This window comes from Sporosarcina sp. FSL K6-6792 (assembly GCF_038004885.1).
In the GTDB taxonomy this organism is placed as follows: domain Bacteria; phylum Bacillota; class Bacilli; order Bacillales_A; family Planococcaceae; genus Sporosarcina; species Sporosarcina psychrophila.
Map to the genome: position 1 here is coordinate 1,189,606 of NZ_JBBOSA010000001.1, position 23,292 is coordinate 1,212,897.

At 40.9% G+C, this 23,292-nt stretch carries 21 protein-coding genes; all 21 read right to left on the reverse strand.

All coding sequences use genetic code 11. From position 1 onward, the window contains the following. Nucleotides 1–65: 65 nt before the first annotated feature. The gene (locus MKZ26_RS05725; protein ID WP_067208052.1) at nt 66–1,037 is read right to left on the reverse strand and encodes a tetratricopeptide repeat protein; all 972 of its coding nucleotides are present in this window, start codon (nt 1,035–1,037) and stop codon (nt 66–68) included. 324 nt (nt 1,038–1,361) lie between these two features. Further along, the gene (locus MKZ26_RS05730; RefSeq protein ID WP_304627122.1) at nt 1,362–1,628 is read right to left on the reverse strand and encodes a phosphocarrier protein HPr; all 267 of its coding nucleotides are present in this window, start codon (nt 1,626–1,628) and stop codon (nt 1,362–1,364) included. A gap of 37 nt (nt 1,629–1,665) precedes the next feature. Continuing rightward, complete coding sequence (locus MKZ26_RS05735) at nt 1,666–2,388, reverse strand: sugar isomerase domain-containing protein (RefSeq protein WP_187047444.1); 723 nt, start codon at nt 2,386–2,388, stop codon at nt 1,666–1,668. 4 nt (nt 2,389–2,392) lie between these two features. After that, nucleotides 2,393–3,115, reverse strand: a complete 723-nt coding sequence (locus tag MKZ26_RS05740) for a GntR family transcriptional regulator (RefSeq protein ID WP_340765000.1) — start codon at nt 3,113–3,115, stop codon at nt 2,393–2,395. Between the two features lie 14 nt (nt 3,116–3,129). Further along, complete coding sequence (nagB, locus tag MKZ26_RS05745; RefSeq protein WP_340765002.1) at nt 3,130–3,858, reverse strand: glucosamine-6-phosphate deaminase; 729 nt, start codon at nt 3,856–3,858, stop codon at nt 3,130–3,132. Further along, nucleotides 3,855–5,024, reverse strand: a complete 1,170-nt coding sequence (gene nagA, locus MKZ26_RS05750; RefSeq protein WP_445683454.1) for an N-acetylglucosamine-6-phosphate deacetylase — start codon at nt 5,022–5,024, stop codon at nt 3,855–3,857. Before nagA ends, nagB begins: the two co-directional genes overlap by 4 nt. An 822-nt stretch (nt 5,025–5,846) precedes the next feature. Next, complete coding sequence (locus MKZ26_RS05755) at nt 5,847–7,175, reverse strand: MATE family efflux transporter (RefSeq protein ID WP_340765006.1); 1,329 nt, start codon at nt 7,173–7,175, stop codon at nt 5,847–5,849. A gap of 115 nt (nt 7,176–7,290) precedes the next feature. Further along, on the reverse strand, nt 7,291–7,845 hold the full coding sequence (locus MKZ26_RS05760; protein WP_340765008.1) for a TetR/AcrR family transcriptional regulator: 555 nt from the start codon (nt 7,843–7,845) through the stop codon (nt 7,291–7,293). 123 nt (nt 7,846–7,968) lie between these two features. Next, the gene (locus MKZ26_RS05765; RefSeq protein WP_340765010.1) at nt 7,969–8,418 is read right to left on the reverse strand and encodes a GNAT family N-acetyltransferase; all 450 of its coding nucleotides are present in this window, start codon (nt 8,416–8,418) and stop codon (nt 7,969–7,971) included. 313 nt (nt 8,419–8,731) lie between these two features. Beyond that, nucleotides 8,732–9,925: a chromate efflux transporter gene (gene chrA / locus MKZ26_RS05770; RefSeq protein WP_340765012.1), complete on the reverse strand. Its 1,194-nt coding sequence runs from the start codon at nt 9,923–9,925 to the stop codon at nt 8,732–8,734. Between the two features lie 390 nt (nt 9,926–10,315). After that, nucleotides 10,316–10,645, reverse strand: coding sequence for a YolD-like family protein (locus MKZ26_RS05775; RefSeq protein WP_340765014.1), 330 nt, complete (start codon nt 10,643–10,645; stop codon nt 10,316–10,318). Between the two features lie 10 nt (nt 10,646–10,655). Next, nucleotides 10,656–11,915 carry a Y-family DNA polymerase gene (locus MKZ26_RS05780; protein WP_340765016.1) on the reverse strand — a complete coding sequence of 420 codons (1,260 nt, stop codon included), beginning with the start codon at nt 11,913–11,915 and terminating at the stop codon, nt 10,656–10,658. Next, entirely contained in the window at nt 11,912–12,133 is a 222-nt protein-coding gene (locus tag MKZ26_RS05785; RefSeq protein ID WP_340765018.1) for a transcriptional regulator, read from the reverse strand. Before MKZ26_RS05785 ends, MKZ26_RS05780 begins: the two co-directional genes overlap by 4 nt. Nucleotides 12,134–12,249: 116 nt before the next feature. Beyond that, entirely contained in the window at nt 12,250–13,320 is a 1,071-nt protein-coding gene (xylF, locus tag MKZ26_RS05790; RefSeq protein ID WP_067208018.1) for a D-xylose ABC transporter substrate-binding protein, read from the reverse strand. A gap of 14 nt (nt 13,321–13,334) precedes the next feature. Beyond that, a complete protein-coding gene (locus MKZ26_RS05795) occupies nt 13,335–14,882 on the reverse strand; it encodes a response regulator (RefSeq protein ID WP_340765020.1) in 1,548 nt (515 codons plus the stop codon). Then, nucleotides 14,860–16,323 (reverse strand): sensor histidine kinase, encoded by a 1,464-nt coding sequence (locus MKZ26_RS05800; RefSeq protein WP_340765022.1) that lies wholly within the window; start codon nt 16,321–16,323, stop codon nt 14,860–14,862. The genes MKZ26_RS05795 and MKZ26_RS05800 overlap by 23 nt, the downstream gene beginning before the upstream one ends. Continuing rightward, entirely contained in the window at nt 16,320–17,300 is a 981-nt protein-coding gene (locus MKZ26_RS05805) for a substrate-binding domain-containing protein (RefSeq protein ID WP_340765025.1), read from the reverse strand. The genes MKZ26_RS05800 and MKZ26_RS05805 overlap by 4 nt, the downstream gene beginning before the upstream one ends. Nucleotides 17,301–17,425: 125 nt before the next feature. Then, nucleotides 17,426–18,601, reverse strand: coding sequence for a sugar ABC transporter permease (locus MKZ26_RS05810; protein ID WP_340765027.1), 1,176 nt, complete (start codon nt 18,599–18,601; stop codon nt 17,426–17,428). An 11-nt stretch (nt 18,602–18,612) separates the two neighbouring features. After that, nucleotides 18,613–20,133: a sugar ABC transporter ATP-binding protein gene (locus MKZ26_RS05815; RefSeq protein ID WP_340765029.1), complete on the reverse strand. Its 1,521-nt coding sequence runs from the start codon at nt 20,131–20,133 to the stop codon at nt 18,613–18,615. 90 nt (nt 20,134–20,223) lie between these two features. Beyond that, on the reverse strand, nt 20,224–21,330 hold the full coding sequence (locus MKZ26_RS05820; RefSeq protein ID WP_067208002.1) for a sugar ABC transporter substrate-binding protein: 1,107 nt from the start codon (nt 21,328–21,330) through the stop codon (nt 20,224–20,226). A gap of 978 nt (nt 21,331–22,308) precedes the next feature. After that, on the reverse strand, nt 22,309–23,001 hold the full coding sequence (locus MKZ26_RS05825) for a BclA C-terminal domain-containing protein (RefSeq protein WP_340765031.1): 693 nt from the start codon (nt 22,999–23,001) through the stop codon (nt 22,309–22,311). Nucleotides 23,002–23,292: the final 291 nt, after the last annotated feature.

A 23,292-nucleotide genomic window follows, 5' to 3' on the forward strand; every position in this document is an offset into this window, starting at 1 on the left:
TACTCCATTGACAACCATTTCAGTATATCATAGTCTCTTCATCTTTCAACAGATTTCACACTTTGTTAAAGGTCCGAATCGTTGTCAATCTGTTGAATAAGTAAGTTCAGTGCTGTCTCGGGTAACTGCTCACCTGAAAACAGACTTTCTATGTAGTTTACATAGGCTGTTGCGACTTCTTCTGCTTGATGAGTCCCCCAGCCGAAAGGGAAAGCAGTAATTGCAAATTTCTCAATGAGACCTTGAGCCATTTCTAATCTAGATGGATCCTGCAGTAACCGACGATCCACTTCTTCAAGAACTTGTTTCGTTAAATCATCTTGCCCAGGTAATGTCATAGCTGCTGGAACAATACGCTTCTCCCAGCCGAATTTCCGCACTGTAAGTTCATCAGAGTGCCCTGTCTGATGCAGAAGCGTTAATGCGAACGTAATTGCTAATGGTGCCACATCGTCCCGCGCTACAATTATCGCAAGTAAAGGGACTAAATCAGTTAAATCACTACCTTCAAGTGAAGCCAGTGCATACTGTTGTGCCAAAGCATCCATCTTCATGAATTCGTCTAGTGTGAATAATTCCATTCGATAGCTGGGCTCGTCCTGTGCATAGCGGTCAGACAAACGACCATTCAATTCCCGCAGATAATTGAATTTGTTCAGCATATCAGGCGGAACGATTCCTTCATCAATTAGCGCATCAATTGTCATTTCAACTTCATCGTACTCCTGCAGTTGAATGCTAATTGTCAAATACAGCTCCATTGCATCGACGTAATCGGCGGTTCCGCTATGAAGGAGCCTTGCTGCAATTTCTTTTGCACGTTGAAAGTCTTTTGTCTCATAAAGGGCAACCGCGTATGGTCCCAGAAATTCCGGATTGTCAGGTTCATATACAATAGCTTGGTCAAATGCTTCCACCGCTAACTCATAGTTCTCCTGTTCGACGGCTACATGGCCATTTTCAACAAGCTTTTCAAATGTTCCTGGAAAGACGATAACATTTTCTTTTTTCCTGAGTCTTCCGTATTTCTTTCTCAATACGCACACCTTCTTTCATCATTTCCCACTATATCACAGCGATTTCTGTTTTAACATTGATAATTGGTCAATTAGGTAAAAAAAGTCGATGAGCTATCCCGTAAAACAGTAAAGCGTCACCCGACTAGAGCTCGGTGACGCTTTCACAAGGACTTGAAACATCTTTGTTTTATATTTGATGAAATAAATAATCCCATTGACTTCGCTTCGGCTACCCCTTGTAAGGCGCCTTCGCTTAGTTTATATAGTTTTTAGTAGTTCAATATATAGATGCATTCAAAACGCTAAAAGCATGCAAAAGTGGAATGCCTTAAATCGTTGAAATCACTCACCGATTCCTTCTGATTTTATTACTTCATCCACTTTAGCCATTAATGCTTCTTCATCCTCACCATCAGCGATGATTTTAATGTCTGCCCCAGCTGAAATTCCCAGTGACATAACACCCATAATCGATTTCAAGTTCACTGTCTTTTCCATGTATGCAAGTTTCACATCTGACGTAAATGGTGTCACCGCTGATACTAATACGGATGATGGACGGGCGTGAAGTCCCTCGTTGCTAGTAACTTTGTAATTTTTCTCAATCATTTTAAACTCTCCCTTTTAATAGATTAGTCGAATCAAGTTAAAACTTAATTCGCTTGCTATAAGTAGCAATCATTTGCTCATTATGTGCTGAGCTTCCATCCAAATTTGCGCTTTTAAATATTGGAGGTTCTATACCACTTTCAATCATCATACCAATCACACGACTGAATGTCGCATGAAGAAGCATATTCCCAATGACGCCAGAAGCCGGTGCATAAGGTGTTCCCTCCGATAGCAGAAGCCCATCCCCAACCGTTACATGCGTATTCAAAACAGCTTCAGTAACATCTTCAAGTCTATTTCCTGAATGGTGTTTAGATGGCTGTTCAGACGCGTTGTAGTAAAGAGACTGGAGAGAAACAACATAAGCCCCGGACTCTTTTGCAATATACGCCACATCTATTGGTACCACATTTCGTCCAGAAGTTGAAATAATAATGACTACATCTTCAGAACGAATGTCTAGCTGACCCGCAAATGTTTGGGTAAATTCAGGGTCTTTTTCATTCGTAGATGCCTGTGAAGCCCCATTATGAAGCATCAAAGTCTCGACAATAATTGGTCGTACTGGTACTAAACCGCCCGCACGGAAAAACGGCTCCTCCGCTATTAAGTGAGAATGACCTGAGCCGAATAACTGAACAATACCACCACGCGAAAGGCGTTTCATTATCTCTGCTGCAATCTTTTCAACAGATTGCTGTTCTTCTTGAATAACTTTTTTCATCAATGATTCGATTTCCTTGAAATACGCATTCATTCAATCATCTCCGAATCTCGCTGATAAATTTATAACGATCTGCCCGATATGTACTTCGAACAATTTCAATCGGAACATCGTTCGTTAAATAACTGATTCGTTCTATCAACAAAACTGCTGAAGGCATAAAAATTTGAAGGAACTCTGCATCTTCCTTTTTCACTAACACTGCTTCCATGCGTTGCGAGGCATGGCTAATTATTAGCCGTTTATCCTTCTCGATAAACGAATACAGTGATCCTTCTATGTCATTCGATTCAAGATTTGGGACGAGCTTAACAGGAAGATATGACCTTTCGATCGCCATCGGTTTGTCGTCCGCATACCTAATTCGCTTAACGACGAATACTTCTTCATCTTTAGCCAACTGTAACTCATGCATAATATCTATTTCAGGTATCATTTTCTCAAAACTAATAAGTTTGTTACTAGGTTTCATCCCACGTGACAGCATATCTTCCGTAAAGCTTGTAAGACCACTAAGAGGCTGTTCAATCTTGGGTGTCGCCACATATGTTCCGCGCCCCTTTTCACGATAAAGGAGCCCCTCATTTACTAGATTCGTTATGGATTGGCGGACAGTCATGCGACTTACGTCAAACGTATCCGTCAGTTCACGTTCGGAAGGGATTGCCTCTCCAATTACAAAATCCCCTTGCAGAATTTGATTTTTCAAATAGTCCTCGATTTGGACATACATGGGTATCGGTGACTGTTTATCCAGCATAATATTCACTTCCCTTATGATTTAACCAGTTCATATGCATCCCTATCAACAATAAGTGTAACATTATCGTGATTCCATAAAATTGATGCTGGAAAACTTTCAGTCACATCTTTATTTAATAATGTTCTCACAGCTTCTGCTTTATCTTTTCCGGATGCCAATAAAATAATTTCCTTACTTTTTAATATCGATTTGATGCCCGTTGTAATCGCATGTGTTGGAACTTCATCAATGGAAGGAAAGAAGCGTGCGTTACTTTCTCGGGTAGATGCAACAAGTTCAACGACATGTGTCAGACTGTTTGAATCCGTTCCCGGTTCGTTAAAGCCGATATGCCCATTTCTTCCTATCCCCAATACCTGCAGATCAATCGGCCCTACGCTATCAATTACTTGTTCATAACGCAGACATTCTTCTGCTGAATCAGATGTCCCATCCGGAATATACGTATTTCCAATTACAATGTCAATCTTATCAAATAAGTTTTCAGTCATAAATGTGCGGTAACTTTCCGGATGCCCTTTATCTAGACCTAGGTATTCATCTAGATTAATCGTGCACACATTTTTATACGATATCCCACGTAATTTAACACCTTCAACTAATCGTTCATAAAGCCCTAGTGGCGTTGATCCTGTTGCAAGTCCAAGCACCGAGTGATCATTTCCAAGAATTTGTGCTTCTACCAATTGTGCGGCCTTTACGCTTACTTCATCATAATTAGCACATATGACTACCTTCATCCCATTACCTCCTTTGTATAAGCAATTTCCCCCCTACAAATAGTCATCTGGACATTCCACTCCCCATCGATGATGGTAAGATCCGCATCTTTTCCAGGCTCAATCCTGCCTTTATTGGATAGGCCAAGTTGTTCGGCAGCATTTGTTGAGGTCATTGCAACTAATTCAGCTAATGAACAATTTGTAATAGCCTTCATATTCTGCGCTGCTTGTTCCATCGTTAATATGCTTCCTGCAAGCGTTCCATCGCGAAGCCGCGCATCTTTGTGTGATACTTCTACATCTTGGCCTCCTAAATCATAAATGCCAGGCGGAAGCCCTTTCGCACGCATTGCATCCGTAATAAGAATAATTCGATTGGAAGTCTTTTGACGATAAGCGAGTTCAACCGATTTCGGATGACTATGAATGCAATCGACGATAATTTCAACGAGAAGTGAATCCTCTAAAAAAGCAGCTCCAACAACCCCTGGTTCTCTATGATGAAACGGGCTCATTTGGTTGTATAAATGAGTCACATGAGTAGCACCCTCCTCAACCGCATTACGAACGATATCCGATGTTGCATCCGTATGTCCAATAGATGCAATCACACCACTCGTCGTTACCTTTTCAATGAAAGCAAGACCGTTTTCCACCTCAGGAGCAACAGTTACAATTTTAATGCGGTTACCACTCAGCTCTTGCCATTGTTCAAAAAGGGCAAAAGACGGTGTTGTAATATGCTCAACCGGTTGTGCACCCGCTCGTATAGCTGAAATAAAAGGCCCTTCCAAATGAACCCCCAACATTTCAGCTTGCCTTTCATCCGCATTGAATAAACCCGCATTGCGTAACGCCCCTGCTATCGCTTCATCCGACTGCGTCATTGTTGTTGCTAAAAAACTCGTCGTCCCTTCACGGGGAAGCGTGCTCGCCAAACCATTTAATGCTTCCGGCGTCGCATCCATTACATCAAAGCCTGAAGAACCGTGAATGTGAATGTCAATAAAACCAGGCACAACAATCCAATCCTTACCCGCCGCATCGATTCGTATATCTGCACCTTTATTTATAGAAGTAGCTATTTCTATAATTTCGCCATTTTCTATATAAATGTCTCCCGATATACCATCCTTTGTTGCATTGGCAATTGTAATATTTGAAATCAACAATGTCTTCATCAAATTCCTCATCCCTTTTGAATATCCTGTATAAATAGAAATAAACTCCATTCAAATCCGCCGCTTACAGCACCTTCGCTAGTTTATATAGGTATTATTTGTTCAACACGTCTAGTATTCTTAATTTTCACTATACACTCAATCGGTATAGTTGTCTATACCAGTTTATAATCTAATAAAATAAATTATATGTACTCACTAGAAAAAATAACCCTAAAGAAATTGTTCTTCTTACAACAAAAAAGTAGTACAGACCAATCACTTAGTCTGCACTACTTTTTGCATATTTATCCCCCAATACCTTCTAGATATGTTGAACAAATGAAGACGGCGTATGCGCTTTACAAGGGATTTTAGGAGGCCACTGAAAAATCCCTAGCAATTGGAATGAATTAGTATTGCCACTAATACCGCTTCGCCGCTTTGTGGATGCCTCCCGCGATAAGCCAGAAAGAAGACCTCTTTCAGTCTTATCGCTCCGGCTACCACGAAGACGCGCCTTCGCTGGATGGTCTATTTGAGAAAGCGCATTTCATTATTAGTGATGAAATCTGCAACCTGGAGTGCGTCTTTCTTGACTATAAGCAGTATCAACTAGTAATCACATTATAGTCTCGCCATATACATCTTAAAATCACATTTCTCTCGATAATGAACACCCTAGCGCAGGCGCGGCAAAGGGGTCGCCGAAGCGCCAAGCGTTCTACAATCCATACCCCGAATTACACATCTCTTATTATTGAGCGCCACGGCAGATTCAATAGGATTCTTTAATTCAACATATATAGGTTATTTCTCTTACAACATTTCTTATAAAGTCACATCTCAATTGTTCCATTTTTTGTGGTAATAATAAATTGTCATCAGAACGATGAATTCCGATATCGGTATAGCGAGCCAGACACCTGTTAATCCAAATAGCCGTGGCATGATGGCGAGCAAGATTAGCAAAACAACAATTTCCCTTGCTGCAGTAATCCACGTTGCCATTCGGATCTGTCCGATGGATTGATAATACGTCATCATGACAAAGTTTGTGCCCATAAAAAGATAGGCGATAAAGAACAGTTTAATACCCGGAACCGCAATTTTCATTACTTCTTCTGGAAAATCGCCGAACAAACTTGCAATTGGAGCGGCTGCAAATTGGCCGACAAGCAGAAAGAAGATGCCGGCCCCGAGTGCTGTCCCAATAGCCATTCGAACAGTCTTTTTCATCTTGACTTCGCTACCTGCCCCACGGTAATAGCTAATCAGCGGTTGAATCGCCGCACCCATTCCTAAAAATAACAGCAACATAACACTGTGAACATAATTCAATATCGTAAATGCAGACACGCCTACGGTTCCAGCGAGGTATTCAAACGTAATATTATGCGAGATTGTAAAGACCGAAAATCCAACTTCCGCAAGAAAATTCGGAAATCCAATCACTAATATTAATAGAAAAAGCTTTCGATTGAACTTAAAGCGAACAAAACGCAAATTACTTTTCTTTCTGAAAAAATGCGTGCTCAATATGACAAGCCCCACAAATGCACCAATGACCGTTGCCGCTGCAGCACCCTCTACACCATAATCAAGTACGAATAAAAACACATAATTCAATCCGATATTGACGACTGCCGTAGCAACAAGTGCAATCATTGATAAGTTCGGTCCACCGTCATTTCGCACCAAAATACTGAATGCATTTTCAACAGTGAAGATGAATCCAAATAGCAACATGACCTTCATATAACCTGCAGTGTACTGAAATGTGTCGGCATTCGCGCCCAATAAATACGCAAGTTCCGTCCTAAAAACAAAGGCAGTAAGCCCGACAATCAGCGTTAAAATAAATATAGAGACAATGGCATGTGAAAAAATAACACGCGCCTTATCAGGTCGTTTAGCTCCCATCATTGCGGAATAACGGGTCGCTGCACCAATTCCAATCCACAGTGACATCGCGACAAAAACCGTATAAACTGGCGCTGCAATCCCTACCCCGGCAAGGGCGACTGGGCCTAAGCGATTGCCTACCATAATTCCGTCGATCACAATATTGACAGCCATCAGTAGCATCCCAATCATCGACGGGATTAAATACCTCAAAAAAGATTTTCCAACAGATTCCGTATCTAAGCGATTTACTACTTGTTCCTTTTTCATTACCAATTCAATTCCTTATCTTTTGTCGTTCCATAAAACACGGAAACGATTTTAGTTTTTATAGTTTCGCCAGTCAAAAAAATAGACTGGCAGTTAAAATGCCAGTAAGCTCACCTTATTTTTCCTTCACCATACCTGTCAATAACACATCCACAATCGCCCCGTACGCTTCCGTAACAGAAATACTATGTTCTAAAAAAAATTGTCGGTCGAGCGTTGCATTCGAAGCTTCAATAATCAATTTCATCAGCAAATCGATATTTCGATCCACAATAATACCTGTTCGGATCCCTTCTTTAAGAAGACCCTTTAAATCATCCCACTGATGCAACTCACGGTTCACCCGTTCCCACTGTGCAGGGTAAGTCCGTTTTAATTGGTTCAGAATCCGGAGATCGTAAAACTCATTGTATTTTGGCATGACGACAATCGCCTTACGGATTTTTTCTAACAGCGTAAGTTCTGGATTGTCAATTATACGCCGTGTTTGTTCATCGAACTCAACGAGCGTCATATCTATAATTGAGTCAAGGATATCTACCTTAGATGAAAAATTTTCATATAACGTCCGCTTGCTAATTCCAAGACGCTTTGCCAAATCATCCATCGTGAACTTAATGCCATTATTTCGCGTTTCTTCAATAAATGCATTTCTGATTCTTGTTTTCAATTTTCGACCTCCCCAGAAACTAAAAATCCGTTTGTAGTTTTACCAGTTTCATTATACAACCTCTGTGAGATGAATGTCTACAGAGTTAAGTAGGTCAAGTTCTAAACGATAAACCAAAAAATATTATAAACTTTTCACCATTAGTTTTTCATTATTACTATCCACTTCACCATTGAACTTAAAGCCGAATTTCTGATACAAGTGAAGTGCTCCTTGATTATCGGCAATGATGCTTAAATAGATTTCATTGCAACTATATTCTTGTTCTAACCGTTGAATTAATGCGCTTAACATAATGCTTCCTAATCCAAGACCTTGATGTTTAGAATCGATTAAAAACCGATCCAGCCACACTCGTCCATTTATTCCTTCGTCAGGAAAAAATCCATACATAGCAAAACCAACTAAATTCTTTTCCCAATAAAGCCCTACTGGTTGAAAGTTGTTGCATGCCTTTGCCTCATCTAAACATTGTTGCGGCGTTTCAATAAAAGACTGTTGTTCTTCATTAATACGCAGTTTTAGAATATCGTTTATATTGTCTTTTGTAACTTCATTTATAATTACTGTCATCATTTTTCCTTTCATATTTAAAGACTAGATTTATATAAGAATATACAACTAATAATGGCCGGCTAATACCGCTTGGACGCTTTGTGGATGCCTCCCGCGATAAATTCCTTCTTTAAATGCATTTAAATTTCTTGTTTTCAACTTCAACTACCTGGAAAACTAAAAAACCTTTTTTAGTTTTCTCGGTTTTATTGTACACCATCTGTGTGATGAATGTCTATCGAGTTAGATTGAAACGATAAAATGACAATAATAGTAGAAATAAAATAAACGTCACACCTGAGGAAAAACCCCATGCGTGACGTTATTGATTTCATAATAGTGTCAGTAATGAACCACCGATAGCTCCTGTAACTACAATAATCCAAGGTGGAAGCTTCCAAAAGGCAAGCATACTAAACAATAGGGCAGCTAAAGCAAAATCAATAGGCGCTAAAATGGAACTCGTCCAAATAGGAAAATAAAAAGCGGCTATTAATATCCCTATAACTGCTGCATTTACGCCCATGATGGCTCCTTTAATTTTAGGATTGCTTCGTAAACTATCCCAAAAAGGGAGTGCGCCGAGAATAAGTAGGAATGCAGGTAGGAATACTGCAAACGTAGCTACTAAACCACCTTGCCAGCCCTTCATTACCGTTCCTAAATAAGCTGCAAATGTAAATAAAGGGCCTGGTACTGCTTGTGTAGCACCATAACCAGCTAAGAATGATTCTTCGCTTATCCATCCAGTTGGTACAAATTCCTGTTCTAGTAAAGGTAAGACGACATGACCGCCACCAAAAACTAAAGCACCTGACCGATAAAAACTATCGAACATAGCTACCCAGTAGGATCCAGTTACTTCCCTGATTACGGGTAACAGAAAGAGTAACCCGAAAAATAGCAGTAAACAGATCACTGAAACACTCTTAGCGATTGGAAATTGCGAACTCACCTCATCATTTTCTTCGTGTTGTTTAAACAGAATGAACCCTACAAATGCAGCGATTAAAATGACACCTACTTGAGCAAAAGCTGTTTGCAAAAAAAGGGTACCTATTAGTGCGAATAGAGCAATGGATTTCCTTGTTAAATCTGGTGTCAAATTTTTAGCCATTCCGATAATAGCATGCGCAACTACCGCCACTGCTACGATTTTCAAGCCATGTATCCATCCAGCATTTCCAACGTCAACTCCTGTGAGCAACAAGGCAAATAAAATAAGTGCAATAACTGAAGGCGTTGTGAACCCGATGAAGGATATAATTCCACCCAAAACGCCCGCCCGCATAACACCTATACCAATACCTACTTGACTACTAGCTGGGCCAGGTAGGAACTGAGCCAAAGCAACTAAATCCGCATAGCTTTTTTCATCCATCCATTTTCTTCTTCGTACATATTCTTCATGAAAATACCCCAAATGAGCTGTTGGCCCGCCAAAGGAGGTCAATCCAAGTCGTGTTGAAACTAAAAATAGTTCCAAAAGTGATTTTAATCCCCTATTTGATTTAGCTTTTTTCATATTGACTCCTCTTAATACTTTATCTTCTATGCCACTATTCCCTTAATATCGATATTGTTTTGCAACAAGACAAATATACCATTTCAAATAATACATTCAAGATGTAATCAAGAAGCTTTACATACTCTTAATATGTTTTCACGATTAATGTCCGCTATTTTCTTTTCCTGCGATTAACACCATCCAGATACGACACGATACCGACCACTGAACAGGAGGGACTTTCTTGTTTGAATTAGTCCGGAATGCCTCTTACTGTTTATTGGTCGATAAAGTTAACCATTTCAACTCTCAAAAACCCATTATACCCCATTAATTAACCTCCAAAATAAATAGTATCCCTTAACATAGGGATACTATTATCAGTTTTAAATTGGCGTTATTGTCTCTCTACTCTAAGCTTTGCACATTTGTGATAGCAGCTACCCGTATTATTTCTGTACCGAGCGGATTTTTCAATTCAATGCACAGCCCTCTCAAATCGATGTCTTCAACTATCCCGTGATGTTGAATAATTCGTCCACTTTCCCAAGTTTTAATTAGCGTTTCACATTGACTCTTATACGCTAATTCAAGCTCTTCTTGAATCGATTGAAGATCCCACTCGTTTAGTTCTGGTCTTTCAGTGTAATTATCCTGATCCATCCATTTTCGTAACTCCCTTACATGCTCCGACAGCATCATCGCTGTCCATTTACTATTTCCTCGGTCCCTAATCATAGTACAACTCCTATCCCTGATGACCGCCAACTAATGTAGATCTCTTAATAGATGTCCCTGCATTTGTGAGTGATACCGCCCTTAATATAGCGGTATCCCCATAACGAGTACGAATAGTATCCATTGTTGTACCTAGCTTCCGTACTTGCCACTTTTTCGTGTCAAATAAACTTAATTGCATTGAACGCTCATCTTCTAACTTCGTAATCGAAACGGTGACCTGCCGCACGGCTTGATTGCCATGATTTTCATTCAACAATTCTTTGCAAACGTTATAAATTTTCATTGTGTCGTTTGTGGCTTCCACAATAGTACGAGAACGACGAAATCCACCACCAAAAGCATTTTTACTATATCCGATACCGAGCGATATCGTGCGTCCGGCCTTGTATTCTTCCCTTACTCTTCTGGCGATATCCTCGCACATCTCTAACAAGACCACGTTTACTTCTTCCCGCAAATTATAATCTCGCATAAGTATTTGACTCTTCCCATAGCTAACCTGGCCTTCAAGAATTGGTGCACCCATCTTGGAGAGGTCTATTCCCCACGCATGATGGAATAACTGATTGCCCATTACACCAAACTTTTTTTCAAGCCTTTGTAAATCGGCATTGGCCAAATCACCAACTGAAAATATCCCCATATTGTTTAAACTTTTTTCCGTTTGACGACCAATCCCCCACATTTCACTTAATGGAGAAATTGGCCATAATTTCCCCGCTACATCCTCAAAGGTCCATTTTGCAAAGCCTGTATCCTTCGCCTCTAGATCTAGTGCAAGCTTTGCCATTAACATATTCGGTCCCATGCCGACCGTTGAAGGTAAGCCTAGCGTCGCAACTATTTCCTGTTGAATAACTTTAACAGTTTGTACTGGGTCGCCCCACAACTTTTCGGTTCCAGTTAAATCAATAAAGCTTTCATCTACACTGTAGACATGAATCGCTTCAGCCGGAACGTATTTATGAAGTAGGCATGTAATAGCCATCGACATTTCTAGAAAATAACTCATCTTTGGATTGAATAGCCTAATGTCAGGGTGTTGTGGAATTTCGTACAAACGAGAACCTGTTTTGACGCGAAATCTTTTTTTCATTGGAGGCGATGCCGCGAGTACAACAGACCCTTTTCGTTCAAGATTCCCAACGACCGCAATCGGCACCTTTTGTACATCTAAGCTATACAACGTAGCCATACAACTAGCATAAAAACTCACCATATCAATACAGGCGATGTGCCGATTTGGAAATTTACCGTAGTCAATCATACAACAATCCGCTCTCTTGAAGTAACGGGAACGAGTGCAAGGATAGTGTCGATTTTAAATGTACGATTGGATTTTGGTGAATAGCGATCGACCCTAAATAAGACATCACCTACTTGTAGTATTTTAATGCTTCGCTTGCCTATCGCATCGTCTTTCACCGCGGATATCATATCTGAGACGTGATTCCATTCCATTGACTTAACCAACTCGACACGCACACTCGTTCCCTCCTCTTTTAGTCATCATATAGAATGCACGTTCGTATTGCAACGAAAAATAAACACTTAGCAAGAGTTACCAAAAATGGTCTCTCGCTAAGTGTTGGACACCCGATTTACTTCGATGTTACTTGATACACATCTTTAAATGAATGAAATCCATCGAAAATCACCGTACTATCTAGGTTGTGTTCATTTACAGCGATTGGTGTTAGTAGTACGGAAGGAACTTCGATTTTCCCATTATTAACTTTCTGTTCAGCAGATACTTTCTCACCTTTTGCCATCGCAACCGCTAATTTCGCCATTTCCTGTGTAAGCATCTTGATTGGCTTATAGACTGTCATCGTTTGTGTTCCAGTAACAATTCGCTGCACTCCTGCCAAATCCGCATCCTGTCCGGCAACTGGTACTTGACCTGCTAGTCCAACAGCCGAAAGTGCTTGAATAACACCACCTGCCGTGGCATCATTCGCAGCAATTACCGCATCAATCTGCTTGTTCGTTGTCCGAAGAGCTTCTTCCATATTGGCTTGTGCATTCACTGGAGTCCAATCCTTCGTCCACTGATCATAGACAATCTTAATATCACCTCGTTCAATATAGGGACGCAGCACATTGAACACACCTTTTTTCAATAAATGTGCATTGTTATCGGTAATCGCGCCACCAATAAAGACGTAATTTCCCTTCGGTACGAGAGCAGTGATGGCTTTCGCCTGCATTTCGCCCACTTGTTCATTATCAAAAGAAACATATAGATCGAGATCCGCATTTTTGACGAGTCTATCATAGGCAATTACTTGGATATCTGCAAGATGCGCCTTGTGAACAATCGCGGCTGTTGCCTCAGCATTATGTGGGACAATTACCAAAAGGTCGATCCCGCTTTGAATGAGCGCCTCTGCCTGTGAAATCTGAAGCGCATCATCTCCATTCGCAGCGACAATCTCGATTTCTGCTCCTAGTGCTTCAACGGCTTCTTTAAACAAATCACGGTCTCTCAGCCATCGTTCTTCAAGTAGTGTGTCCATCGAAAATCCAATACGGATTGGACTGTCGATTGCACTAAAAGGTATCGTTTCTTCTAACTCAACAGTCTCCAATGTCTGCTTTGGTATAGCTATACAAGTAACTAGTATCAAGATCATTCCCAAAAGCCATACGATAATAGCCTTTCGTTTCATCTACTTGCCCCCTATCAGACTTCAACTTTTTTACTCAATAACGTTTTTCGGTACTCCTTCGGGGACACTCCGCACATTTTCTTGAACACCTTGCTGAAATAATTTGGCTCATGATAACCGACCTCAAACGTAATTTCTTTTAGGCTTCGCTCTGGATCATTCAATAGCTTCTTTGCTTTTTCAATTCGGCACTCCGTCAGAAAATCGATGTAGTTAATGCCCAACTTCTCCTTGAACATTTTACTAATATAAATCGGGCTTAAATCGACTTTTTGCGCGAGAATGTTCAGTGAAATGTCTTTATGTGAATGCTCACTGATAAATTGTTTAATTTGATGTATCTTATCAGCCTCTACTCGTTCGTAATGTGCCTCATACGCAGCATTCATCCGTTCGAGTAGCAGGAGCGTCTCCGTACGCAATTGTCGGTAGTCCTGTGCTTGAAACGAAAAAAATGGGGCATTCGCTTCCATTCCCATTTCATCCATCACTCTGTTCGCAATCCAAAGCAACTCAAGCATTCGCTGTTGCGTGTAAATTAGGGAATTCCCCTCATTCTCATGCTGTTGTATCAAATCCAATATCCCGGAGCGAATGGACACCCAGTCCCCTAAACGAATTTGGTCAAAAAAGTCTTTCTGCTGCTGCTTGATAACCTGATTATCTGTCTCTAAACTGAGCACTGGAGCGTCAGCATAAAACCGACTCTTGACCGCTAGCGTTGTATCCATAGTCGCAATAAGCGCTTCTTGGTACGACTGACGAATCTCGTCTAATGGTTCGCAAACCTGACCAATCCCAATAAACCAGTCTAAGCTCATTTGTTCCTTAGCCAACGATAAAATCGCTTTGGCTAATGTCATTGCTTGCGAACGAAAGGATTTCACTGGATCACGAAACACAATGATGGGCAGCTGCCGTCCATATAACGCACCTACCCAAGCATTTCCCTCTTCACGCACCTTTTCCTTAATCCTCACATAATAGTGTTCTGCTCCCTCTGGCAACAACACTACTACTACAAACTTTTCATGAGTAGAGCGAATATCTAGCATCTCGACGAGCATATCGATATGAACTTCATGAACATGATCAAATAATAGCTGTGTCACGATATCTGTTTCGACTAATGTCAACGCCTTTTGCCACTTTTCATGCTGCATTTGGCTCGTAGCCTCTGCAATACGTTCTAGCCTGCATTCCTCTAATACTCTCCCTACCGTTGCAACAATCTCACTTGCTCTACTGGGTTTCAGTAAGTAATCCTTCACACCGAGCTTGAGCGCTTGTCTCGCATAATCGAACATATCAAAGGCAGTCACCATAACAAATTTGATAGTAGAATGCTTATCTTGAATCTTTTCTAAGGCTTCAAGTCCTGTCATACCAGGCATCTTAATATCCATTAAGACCAAATCTGGTTGAATTGTATCTGCTAATTCTATTGCTACTTCCCCATTCCTTGCTTGGTAAATGGAAAGTTCAGGGAACGCTTTTTGTAAGATTGCCTGCATCCCTTCTCGCTCAATCGGTTCATCATCAACGATTAGAAGCTTCATCATCATTTCCCTCTTCCCTGGCCCTTGGAATTTGTATGACCACCTTTGTCCCCCGACCTTCTCTACTTTCAATCGTGACCAAATCCTCTATTCCATAGAATAAATGCAATCTTTTCACCACATTTTGAAAGCCTATTCCTGTAGAATGTCCTTCGATTGGTATAATGTGCCCCTTCAGCAACTGCTCCACTTTCTTTGGGGACATCCCTTGCCCACTATCCTCGATTTCAATGATGACCCATGGACCGTCATTCTTAATCCTAAACCAAATGATGCCTCCATCCTGCTCCGGCTCAATAGCATGAATTACCGCATTTTCAATGATGGGTTGAAGGGTTAGTCCCGGAATTTTTACATCTAAGCAAGATTCGTTGATGTCAGATTTAAATTGTAAGCGATCCGTAAAACGAGCCTTTTGGATTTCCATATACTGATTCAAAACGACTACTTCTTCATACACCGTCACAGAGCGGTCAATCCGCTTCAAATTATAACGTAGCAAGCCGGCTACACTGACTATAAGATCGCTCGTCTCCTCCGCACCATCTAAATAAGCCTTTTTCGACAATGTGTTTAATGTGTTGAATAAAAAATGTGGATTTATCTGGTTCTGCAAGCTTCTAAATTGACTCTCCTTCAATAACAACTTACTTTGCTGAAGCTCATGCTCGAGCTGTGCCTTTTGTTGAATTTCTACTATTAAATCATTAATGTTTACACGCATCTCATCAAAGGTCTTTGCTAAAAAGGCTATCTCATCATTAGACTTCACTTCAATCTGTTGATTAAAACTACCTTGAGACAATGCGTTAGCGGCCTTCGTGAGCTGATGAATCGGCCGCGTAATACTAAGTGAAAACCAGTAGATAGCCAAAAGTAACACAGCAGTAATCAATAGCAACAGCCAGATTCCTAGCTTTTTCAACTCCTCCGATTGCTTGATAATACCTCGATAAAACCGGTTAGAGGTCTTCAGCTCTCGGTCTAAAATCGTTAAGGTCATTTCAGATATGTACATAGAAATACGGTTTGCTTCATTAAATTCGTTCGTCGACCCTTCCATTTCTTGCTCCTCTGAAAACATAATGGAGCGATTCGTCGTCTCAATAAGACTATCGATTAAATGAATATAATTGGTTATTGAAAATGCATTTTCCACATTCCGCAGCTCCGCTACATCCTGTTGTACCTCCTCAATAACGGCTACGCTTTTCTCTATCTGTTGCTTATGATTAGCTGTTGGGTCAAGTAAATAGTTATTTAAGTTGGTAATTATTTGCTGACTTGCTGTTGTTACTTCATTCATCCGCAAATAGCGTTGTAAAATATCATTGGATTTTTCCTGAGTTTTCTGATTATAGGATGTAAGCGTCAACCAAATAATTCCCATTATCAGCAACACAACGGAAACGAGTATCCAAATCTTTTTTTGAATCGTCATCATAGTTCTTCACCTTCCGCGTCAACCATGCGCGTTTCAGTGAGGTAACCATTTGAATCGAGCGGGACGGTCTCGCCAGAAATCCACTCCATCAACCGCTTAACACTCTCGCTGCCCATCGCTTCTGGCTTTTGCTCCAAAATTCCATCGATCTTGCCTTGCTCTAAGAGGGCAGTTAATCCAACGCCGTCATCGAAGGTATAAATATAATACGGCTCTACTTGAGTACGTCTTCCGATTTCTTGAATCATTGGACCTGTATAATTTGCATTGATGGCTATAAATGCAGTGACTCGCGGTACTTCATTCATCAGCTGTTGCGTCGTTGTCATTACTTGTTCCTTTGCATCTGCCGTTCCTTTAACAATCATTTCGATGTCTGGATAGCCACCCAATACATTCTGGATACCAGCTAAACGTTCTTTTTGATAATATGCTTGCTCTTGATCACCAAGTATAATCACTTCTCCTGTGGTGCCCATTTCTTTTATCAATTGACGAGCAACCATTTGTCCTGCCCCAAATTGATCTGAACCAACATATGTTTTTCGCAAGCTCTCTTCCACTGGTACATCATTAGCGATGGTAATGATAGGAATCCCATAAAAAGCCGCCTTAACCTTTGTCAGTTCTTTAAATTCTTCATTATCTAGCCCCTGAACGATAATACCATTCACCTTAGAATGAATCGCAATCTCCATTGTCTTCAAAAAATCATCTTGGTTATTTCCATAGCTTCCCCACACTTCAAGCTGAACATTTTCTTCTTGTGCCTGCTTCAATGCCCCTTGGCCAACCTTATTCCAAAATGGAGTATCAAGCTCTTGGGTAATGAGCACGAGACGAATAGATTCCAGGGAAATGGGGAGGTTAGCTGGCCTATCACTAGTTAAACGATACGCTTTAGTTGCGGATACAATAGTCAAATAGCTAAAAATCATAATGAGTGCGACAAGTATTAAAACAACTTTTTTCCGCATATCCCTTCCCCTTTCCTAAAGCTTGTTTCTTTCATCTTATCAACCTGTCTAGGAATTAACAATGTCTTACAAAACGACATCAGGCACCCTACAAATAGGGTGCCCAGTTATTCTACTATTCTCTTTTAACCCCGTTGCTTCCGTGTCATGACGTCAAAGATTACCGCTCCAGCTAAAACACCACCGCGAATCATATATTGATAGGAAATTCCTACACCTAGTAAGTTCATCCCACTCGATAACGAGGCCATCACGATGGCTCCGATAATAGCACCTGTTACTTTACCGACACCACCTGCAGAAGATACTCCACCAACATATGCCGCTGCAATCGCGTCAAGCTCAAAGAGAGTTCCAGCTGTGGTCGTTGCCGATTGAAGCCGAGATGTAAATAGAATTCCTGATAACGCCGCGAGCATCCCCATGGAACCGAAGACGATATATGTAATCTTTTGTACATTGATCCCACTCAAATGCGCGGCCTCAGGATTACTACCGACTGCATAAATGTGACGACCGAGTACTGTTTTAGTCGTTAAGAAGTGATAAACTATGACAACGATTATTATAATGACAACCGTCCAAGAAAATCCGTTATAGCCAGCTAAAATCCAAGTAATGTAAGCAATAATCGCTGATATCAAAACAAGCTTTACACTAAATATCCCCGTAGACATTACATCAAAGCCATACGTCAATTTGTTACGACGATTGGCGATTTCATTGTATATATATAAAAGTACTCCGACAAACCCTACTAATAACGTCAGTAGATGCAAGCCATTAATTTGCATAATCGATGGAATAAATCCATTCCCAATCGCATTGAATTGTTCATCCCTAACAATAATCGTTCCCGTTTTTTCTGTAACCTGAAGGAGTGCACCACGGAAAATCAACATCCCCGCCAGCGTAGCAACGAATGATGGAATTCCAATTTTAGCAACTAATACCCCGTTAAATAATCCAATGATAGCACCTAAAATTAAAATCAGCGGAATAGTAATCCATACTGACAAGCCCATTTGCGTCAAGAAAATGGCTGTAATCGCACCTAGAAATCCTGCTAAAAAGCCCACCGATAAATCAATATGACGAATGACGATAACAAGGGTCATCCCCACCGCCAAAACCGCAATATAACCAGCAGAATCCAGTAAGTTACTTATGTTTCGAGAAGACATAAACAAGCCGTTCGTCATAATCGTAAATGTTAACAAAATAACGATTAACGCAATATACATCCCGTAATCTCGAATATTGGCTTTGACGAGCGCTTTAGTTTCTTTATAAAATCCCATCGTTATCCCTCCTATTGCGTCGCAAGTTCCATAATCGCTTCTTGTGTCGCTTCCTTCATGGCCAGTTCTCCTTTGATCGCGCCATTTGCCATAACATAGATACGATCACTCATCCCTAGCACCTCACCAAGTTCAGAGGAGATCATAATAATACTCATACCTTCGTCAATCAACTGATTCATAATCGTATAAATTTCGAATTTCGCCCCAACATCGATTCCCCTTGTCGGTTCATCTAAGATCAGAATCTTAGGTCCAGTAAACAACCATTTCCCAAGCGAGACTTTTTGCTGGTTTCCACCACTCAATTTGCCAACTATTTGCTCTAGTGAACTCGCTTTAATATACAACGAATCTTTGTACTCTTTACCAACCTTCACTTCTTCATTTAAGTTGAGAATCCCCTTCGTCGAAATACCTTTCAGATGTGCCGCCGAGACATTACTCTTAATATCCTGTAATAAAAACAATCCGTCTCCTTTTCGATCCTCCGTCACATACGCAATACCAGCCTTAATCGCATCACTTGTATGCTTCAGTACTTTTGGCGCCCCTTGAATTTCTAAATCCCCTTGTAACTTATAGTTTTTCGGATTCCCAAAAATGCTAAGAGCAAGTTCTGTACGACCGGACCCCATCAGACCAGCGATCCCAATAATCTCGCCTTTTTTCACGTGAAGATTGATGTTTTTCACAACATTTCTTCCTAGTTGCGTGTCATACGCTGACCAGTTATCTAATTTGAGGACAGTATCCCCGATTTTCTTATCAGGATGTTTCGGATAAATGTCTTCGATTTCACGTCCTACCATATTTTTGATAATGACATTTTCCACTACTTCCCCTTTACTTGCATCTAGCGTACAAATCGTCTTGCCGTCCCGCAAAATCGTTACTTTATCCGCTATCTCGATAACTTCCTTCAGCTTATGAGAAATCATAATGCAGCTAATTCCTTGGCTTTTTAATTCCTTTAGGAGTTTTAACAGATTTTCACTGTCATCTTCATTCAGTGCTGCCGTCGGCTCATCTAAAATCAGCAGATTTACATCTTTACTTAATGCTTTGGCAATTTCTACGAGCTGTTGTTTTCCTACACTTAATTCCCTAATCAGTGTTTCCGGCGTCACTTTTAGCTTTACTTTTTTCAGTATCTGCGTAGCTTGAACGATTGTTTGATTCCAATCAACGAACGGACCCTTTTTCACTTCATTGCCTGCAAATATATTTTCATAGACGGACAAATCCGGAAAAAGTGCCAACTCTTGATAAATGATGCCAATACCAGCCTTCACACTATCGCTAATTTCATTGAACTGTTGAACTTGATCTTCAAATACGATATCTCCGTCGTATGTGCCATATGGATAGACTCCACTCAACACTTTCATCAGCGTCGATTTTCCTGCACCATTCTCACCAACCAAACAATGAATTTCTCCTTTTCTCACTTTGAAATTCACGTTCGATAGGGCCTTGACTCCCGGGAACTCTTTAGATATGTCATTCATCTCTAAAATATATTCGCTCATTCTATCGCCTCCCTAACCCAAACAAAATAGAAATGGAGAAATAGTGATAGATTACACTATCACTATTTTCCATTTTCCAATGTGATACTTTTACTCTAAACCTGTGAATTCGCTTGCCTCGTAGTATTCAGAATCGATTAGCTCAGATTTCACGTTATCTTCATTCACCACGATTACATCCGTTTGTTTCGCTTTAACTTCAACTGAACCATTATCATAAGAACCTGTTGTTTCTGGTGTATTGCCATCTAAGATTTCAACTGCCATACCCATCGCATCTTTCACCAGTGCACGAACGTCTTTGAATACCGTCATCGACTGTTTTCCGTCGATTATATATTGGATAGATGCTTTCTCTGCATCTTGCCCAGTCACAAAGTAACTTGAAATTACACTATCAGAAGCAAATACGTCTGCGATTGACCGAGCTGTTCCATCATTCGGAGCTAGAACTGCAACATCACCTTTTAAGTCGTCACCCGCAGCTGTTAAGTGTGTTTGCGCTTTGTTTTTCGCATCATTTGCATCCCAGTTCGTTGTAACTTGACCAATAATTTTTCCCAGTTGGTCGCGCGAAAGTTCGGCTGAATCTTTTAACCCCTCTGCTTCACTTGAGTTAGCAATTTTAAAGGTACCATCTGCAATTTTCGGTTGAAGCACTTTCCAGGCCCCTTCGAAGAATAAAAATGCGTTGTTATCTGAAGCCGCACCTGCATAAAGGTAAAGCGGAACGTCAGACCCCTGTGCATTGTCCACTAAATACTGTGCTTGTGCAGCACCTACTGCTAAACTATCGAATGTTACATAATAATCCACTGCATCCGTATCTGTAATTAAACGGTCATACGCTATAACAGTTACACCCTCTTTTTTCGCTGCTTCTACTGCAGATGCAGCCGCCGCACCATCATGAGGAGTGATGATTAATACCTTGATGCCCTTATTTAATAATGCCTCGACATTTTCTTTTTCTTTCGCTGAAGATCCTTGACTAAATAGAATTTCCGTTGAATAATCTGAATCTGCTAATGCATCCTTGAAACGTTGCTCATCCTGTACCCATCGAGGTTCATCCTTCGTCGGTAATACAATACCTACGTCAACCGAACTACCTCCGTCATTGTTACATCCAGCTGCGACGAGTGCGAACACCATCAAGATTGCCAAAAATGTTAACCCCTTAAATTTCTTAATCATTTTTTTACCCCTCTCTTTTTGAATAAAAAGTATTTACTACTTAATCATAAACTCTGAAAATTCAATATGAAAGCGCTATCAATAGCACTTTTTTAACATTTACTATACTTTCTTAGCTTTTCGGGAAGTGAGGAGATTTTCAGCAAGCAAAAAGAACCGAATCAAATTGATTCGGTTCGGAAAGTGATAAAAAGTTTTTGGAAGCTACTGCGGAGATTGCGGTATCACTCATCGTATTAAGTCGTCTATTTTCAATCTCAAAAGAGGAAAGTATAAATACTCCCCCTTCTTCTAGAATATAGTGAGTGGACTTTTATATACTTGCTAAATATCCCGGCACCAGAAGATAGAAAATCGCAGCATTTTCCCACTTGATTGATGATCGCTCTATTACTAATATCGGATAAAATAATAGCCTTTACTTTTAAAATATCTTATTCAAATGTTCAACTCAGTTATATGTATCATACTTGATATTGTAGCAAATCCTTTTTCTTTTGGAATTAATTTAGGTACCTGAATTCAAGGACTTTTTCCCATGCCTCATCTCCTCTGCTTATAATGAATCATTTACTTGTACCTGCCTTTACTGTTAGAAATCAAACGTTTTATTCACGCCATTTCCATTATTTCAAAACAACAAAAACCGACTAAACCACTAAGGGTTGAATCGACTTTTGTAATGTATCACGCCCAAGAAACCTCGGGAACCTTAGTCGGAATCACTTTAGAATCCCAAAATATTCATCGACAAGAAATAACCCTCTATTGGAAGGTCTCTATACTTCATTGATTTTATTATTACTACATTAATCAACTAGTTTTTTCATTCAATTCAGCCAACGATTCTTATTTAACGTAATGTGGGTTAAGGAGAGATTTCTTATACTGAGGGCAACAATTTAATAGAGGGTTCGAAAGCTGCCTAACAAGCCTGCCTGCCGGCAACCAGCTTTGATATAGAGAGTATGTCGACTTCTATTGGAGTCGCGTAATAACAAGGTGAGCTGAAACAGGTCTCGTTCCTCCTGCGAGAGGTGAAACGGTTAGTGCTGTGGAATTGCCAGTTGGGTTTCGTACAGTGAGTATTGAATTGTTGACTGTCGTTTGCACAAGAGCCATTCCTATTAGCTGAGAAGTTCCGGTCGCTCGCCCTACCACCGTATCGGCTAGGTCAGCGCCATTGAGAGTTAAAACCAGTTGTCCCGCTTCAGTCACACTTACCTGGAACAAAATCTGATAAGTGCCTATTGCAGCTAAGGTAAATGAATCAGAGGTAGCACGGACAACATCCGATCCACTAGTAGGTCCATCTTGCGGAAACCCCACGTCTGTACCAGGAGCAACTGTTGCTGCATTATCATTAGGCATCAACGCAAAAAAATCTGCAAAAGCTAGTACTCCCCCTACTGACCCTGTAATTCCGGGAGGCCCTGTTGCTCCCGCCGGACCTTCTGACCCCGTAATTCCGGGAGGCCCCGTTGCTCCAACCGGTCCTTCTAAACCTGTAATTCCGGGAGACCCCGTTGCCCCAATCGGTCCTTCTAAACCTGCAATTCCGGGAGGCCCCGTTGCTCCAACCAGTCCTTCTAAACCTGTAATTCCGGGAGGCCCTGTTGCTCCAATCGGTCCTTCTGACCCCCGTAATTCCCGGAGACCCCGTTGCTCCAATCGGTCCTTCTAAACCTGCAATTCCGGGAGGCCCTGTTGCTCCAATCGGTCCTTCTAAACCTGTAATTCCGGGAGGCCCCGTTGCTCCCGCTGGTCCTTCTAAACCTGTAATTCCCGGAGGCCCCATTGCTCCAACCGGTCCTTCTAAACCTGTAATTCCCGGAGGCCCCATTGCTCCAACCGGTCCTTCTAAACCTGCAATTCCAGGAGGTCCCGTTGCTCCAACCGGTCCTTCTAAACCTGTAATTCCAGGTGGCCCTGTTGCTCCCGCTACTCCTGACACGCAGATAA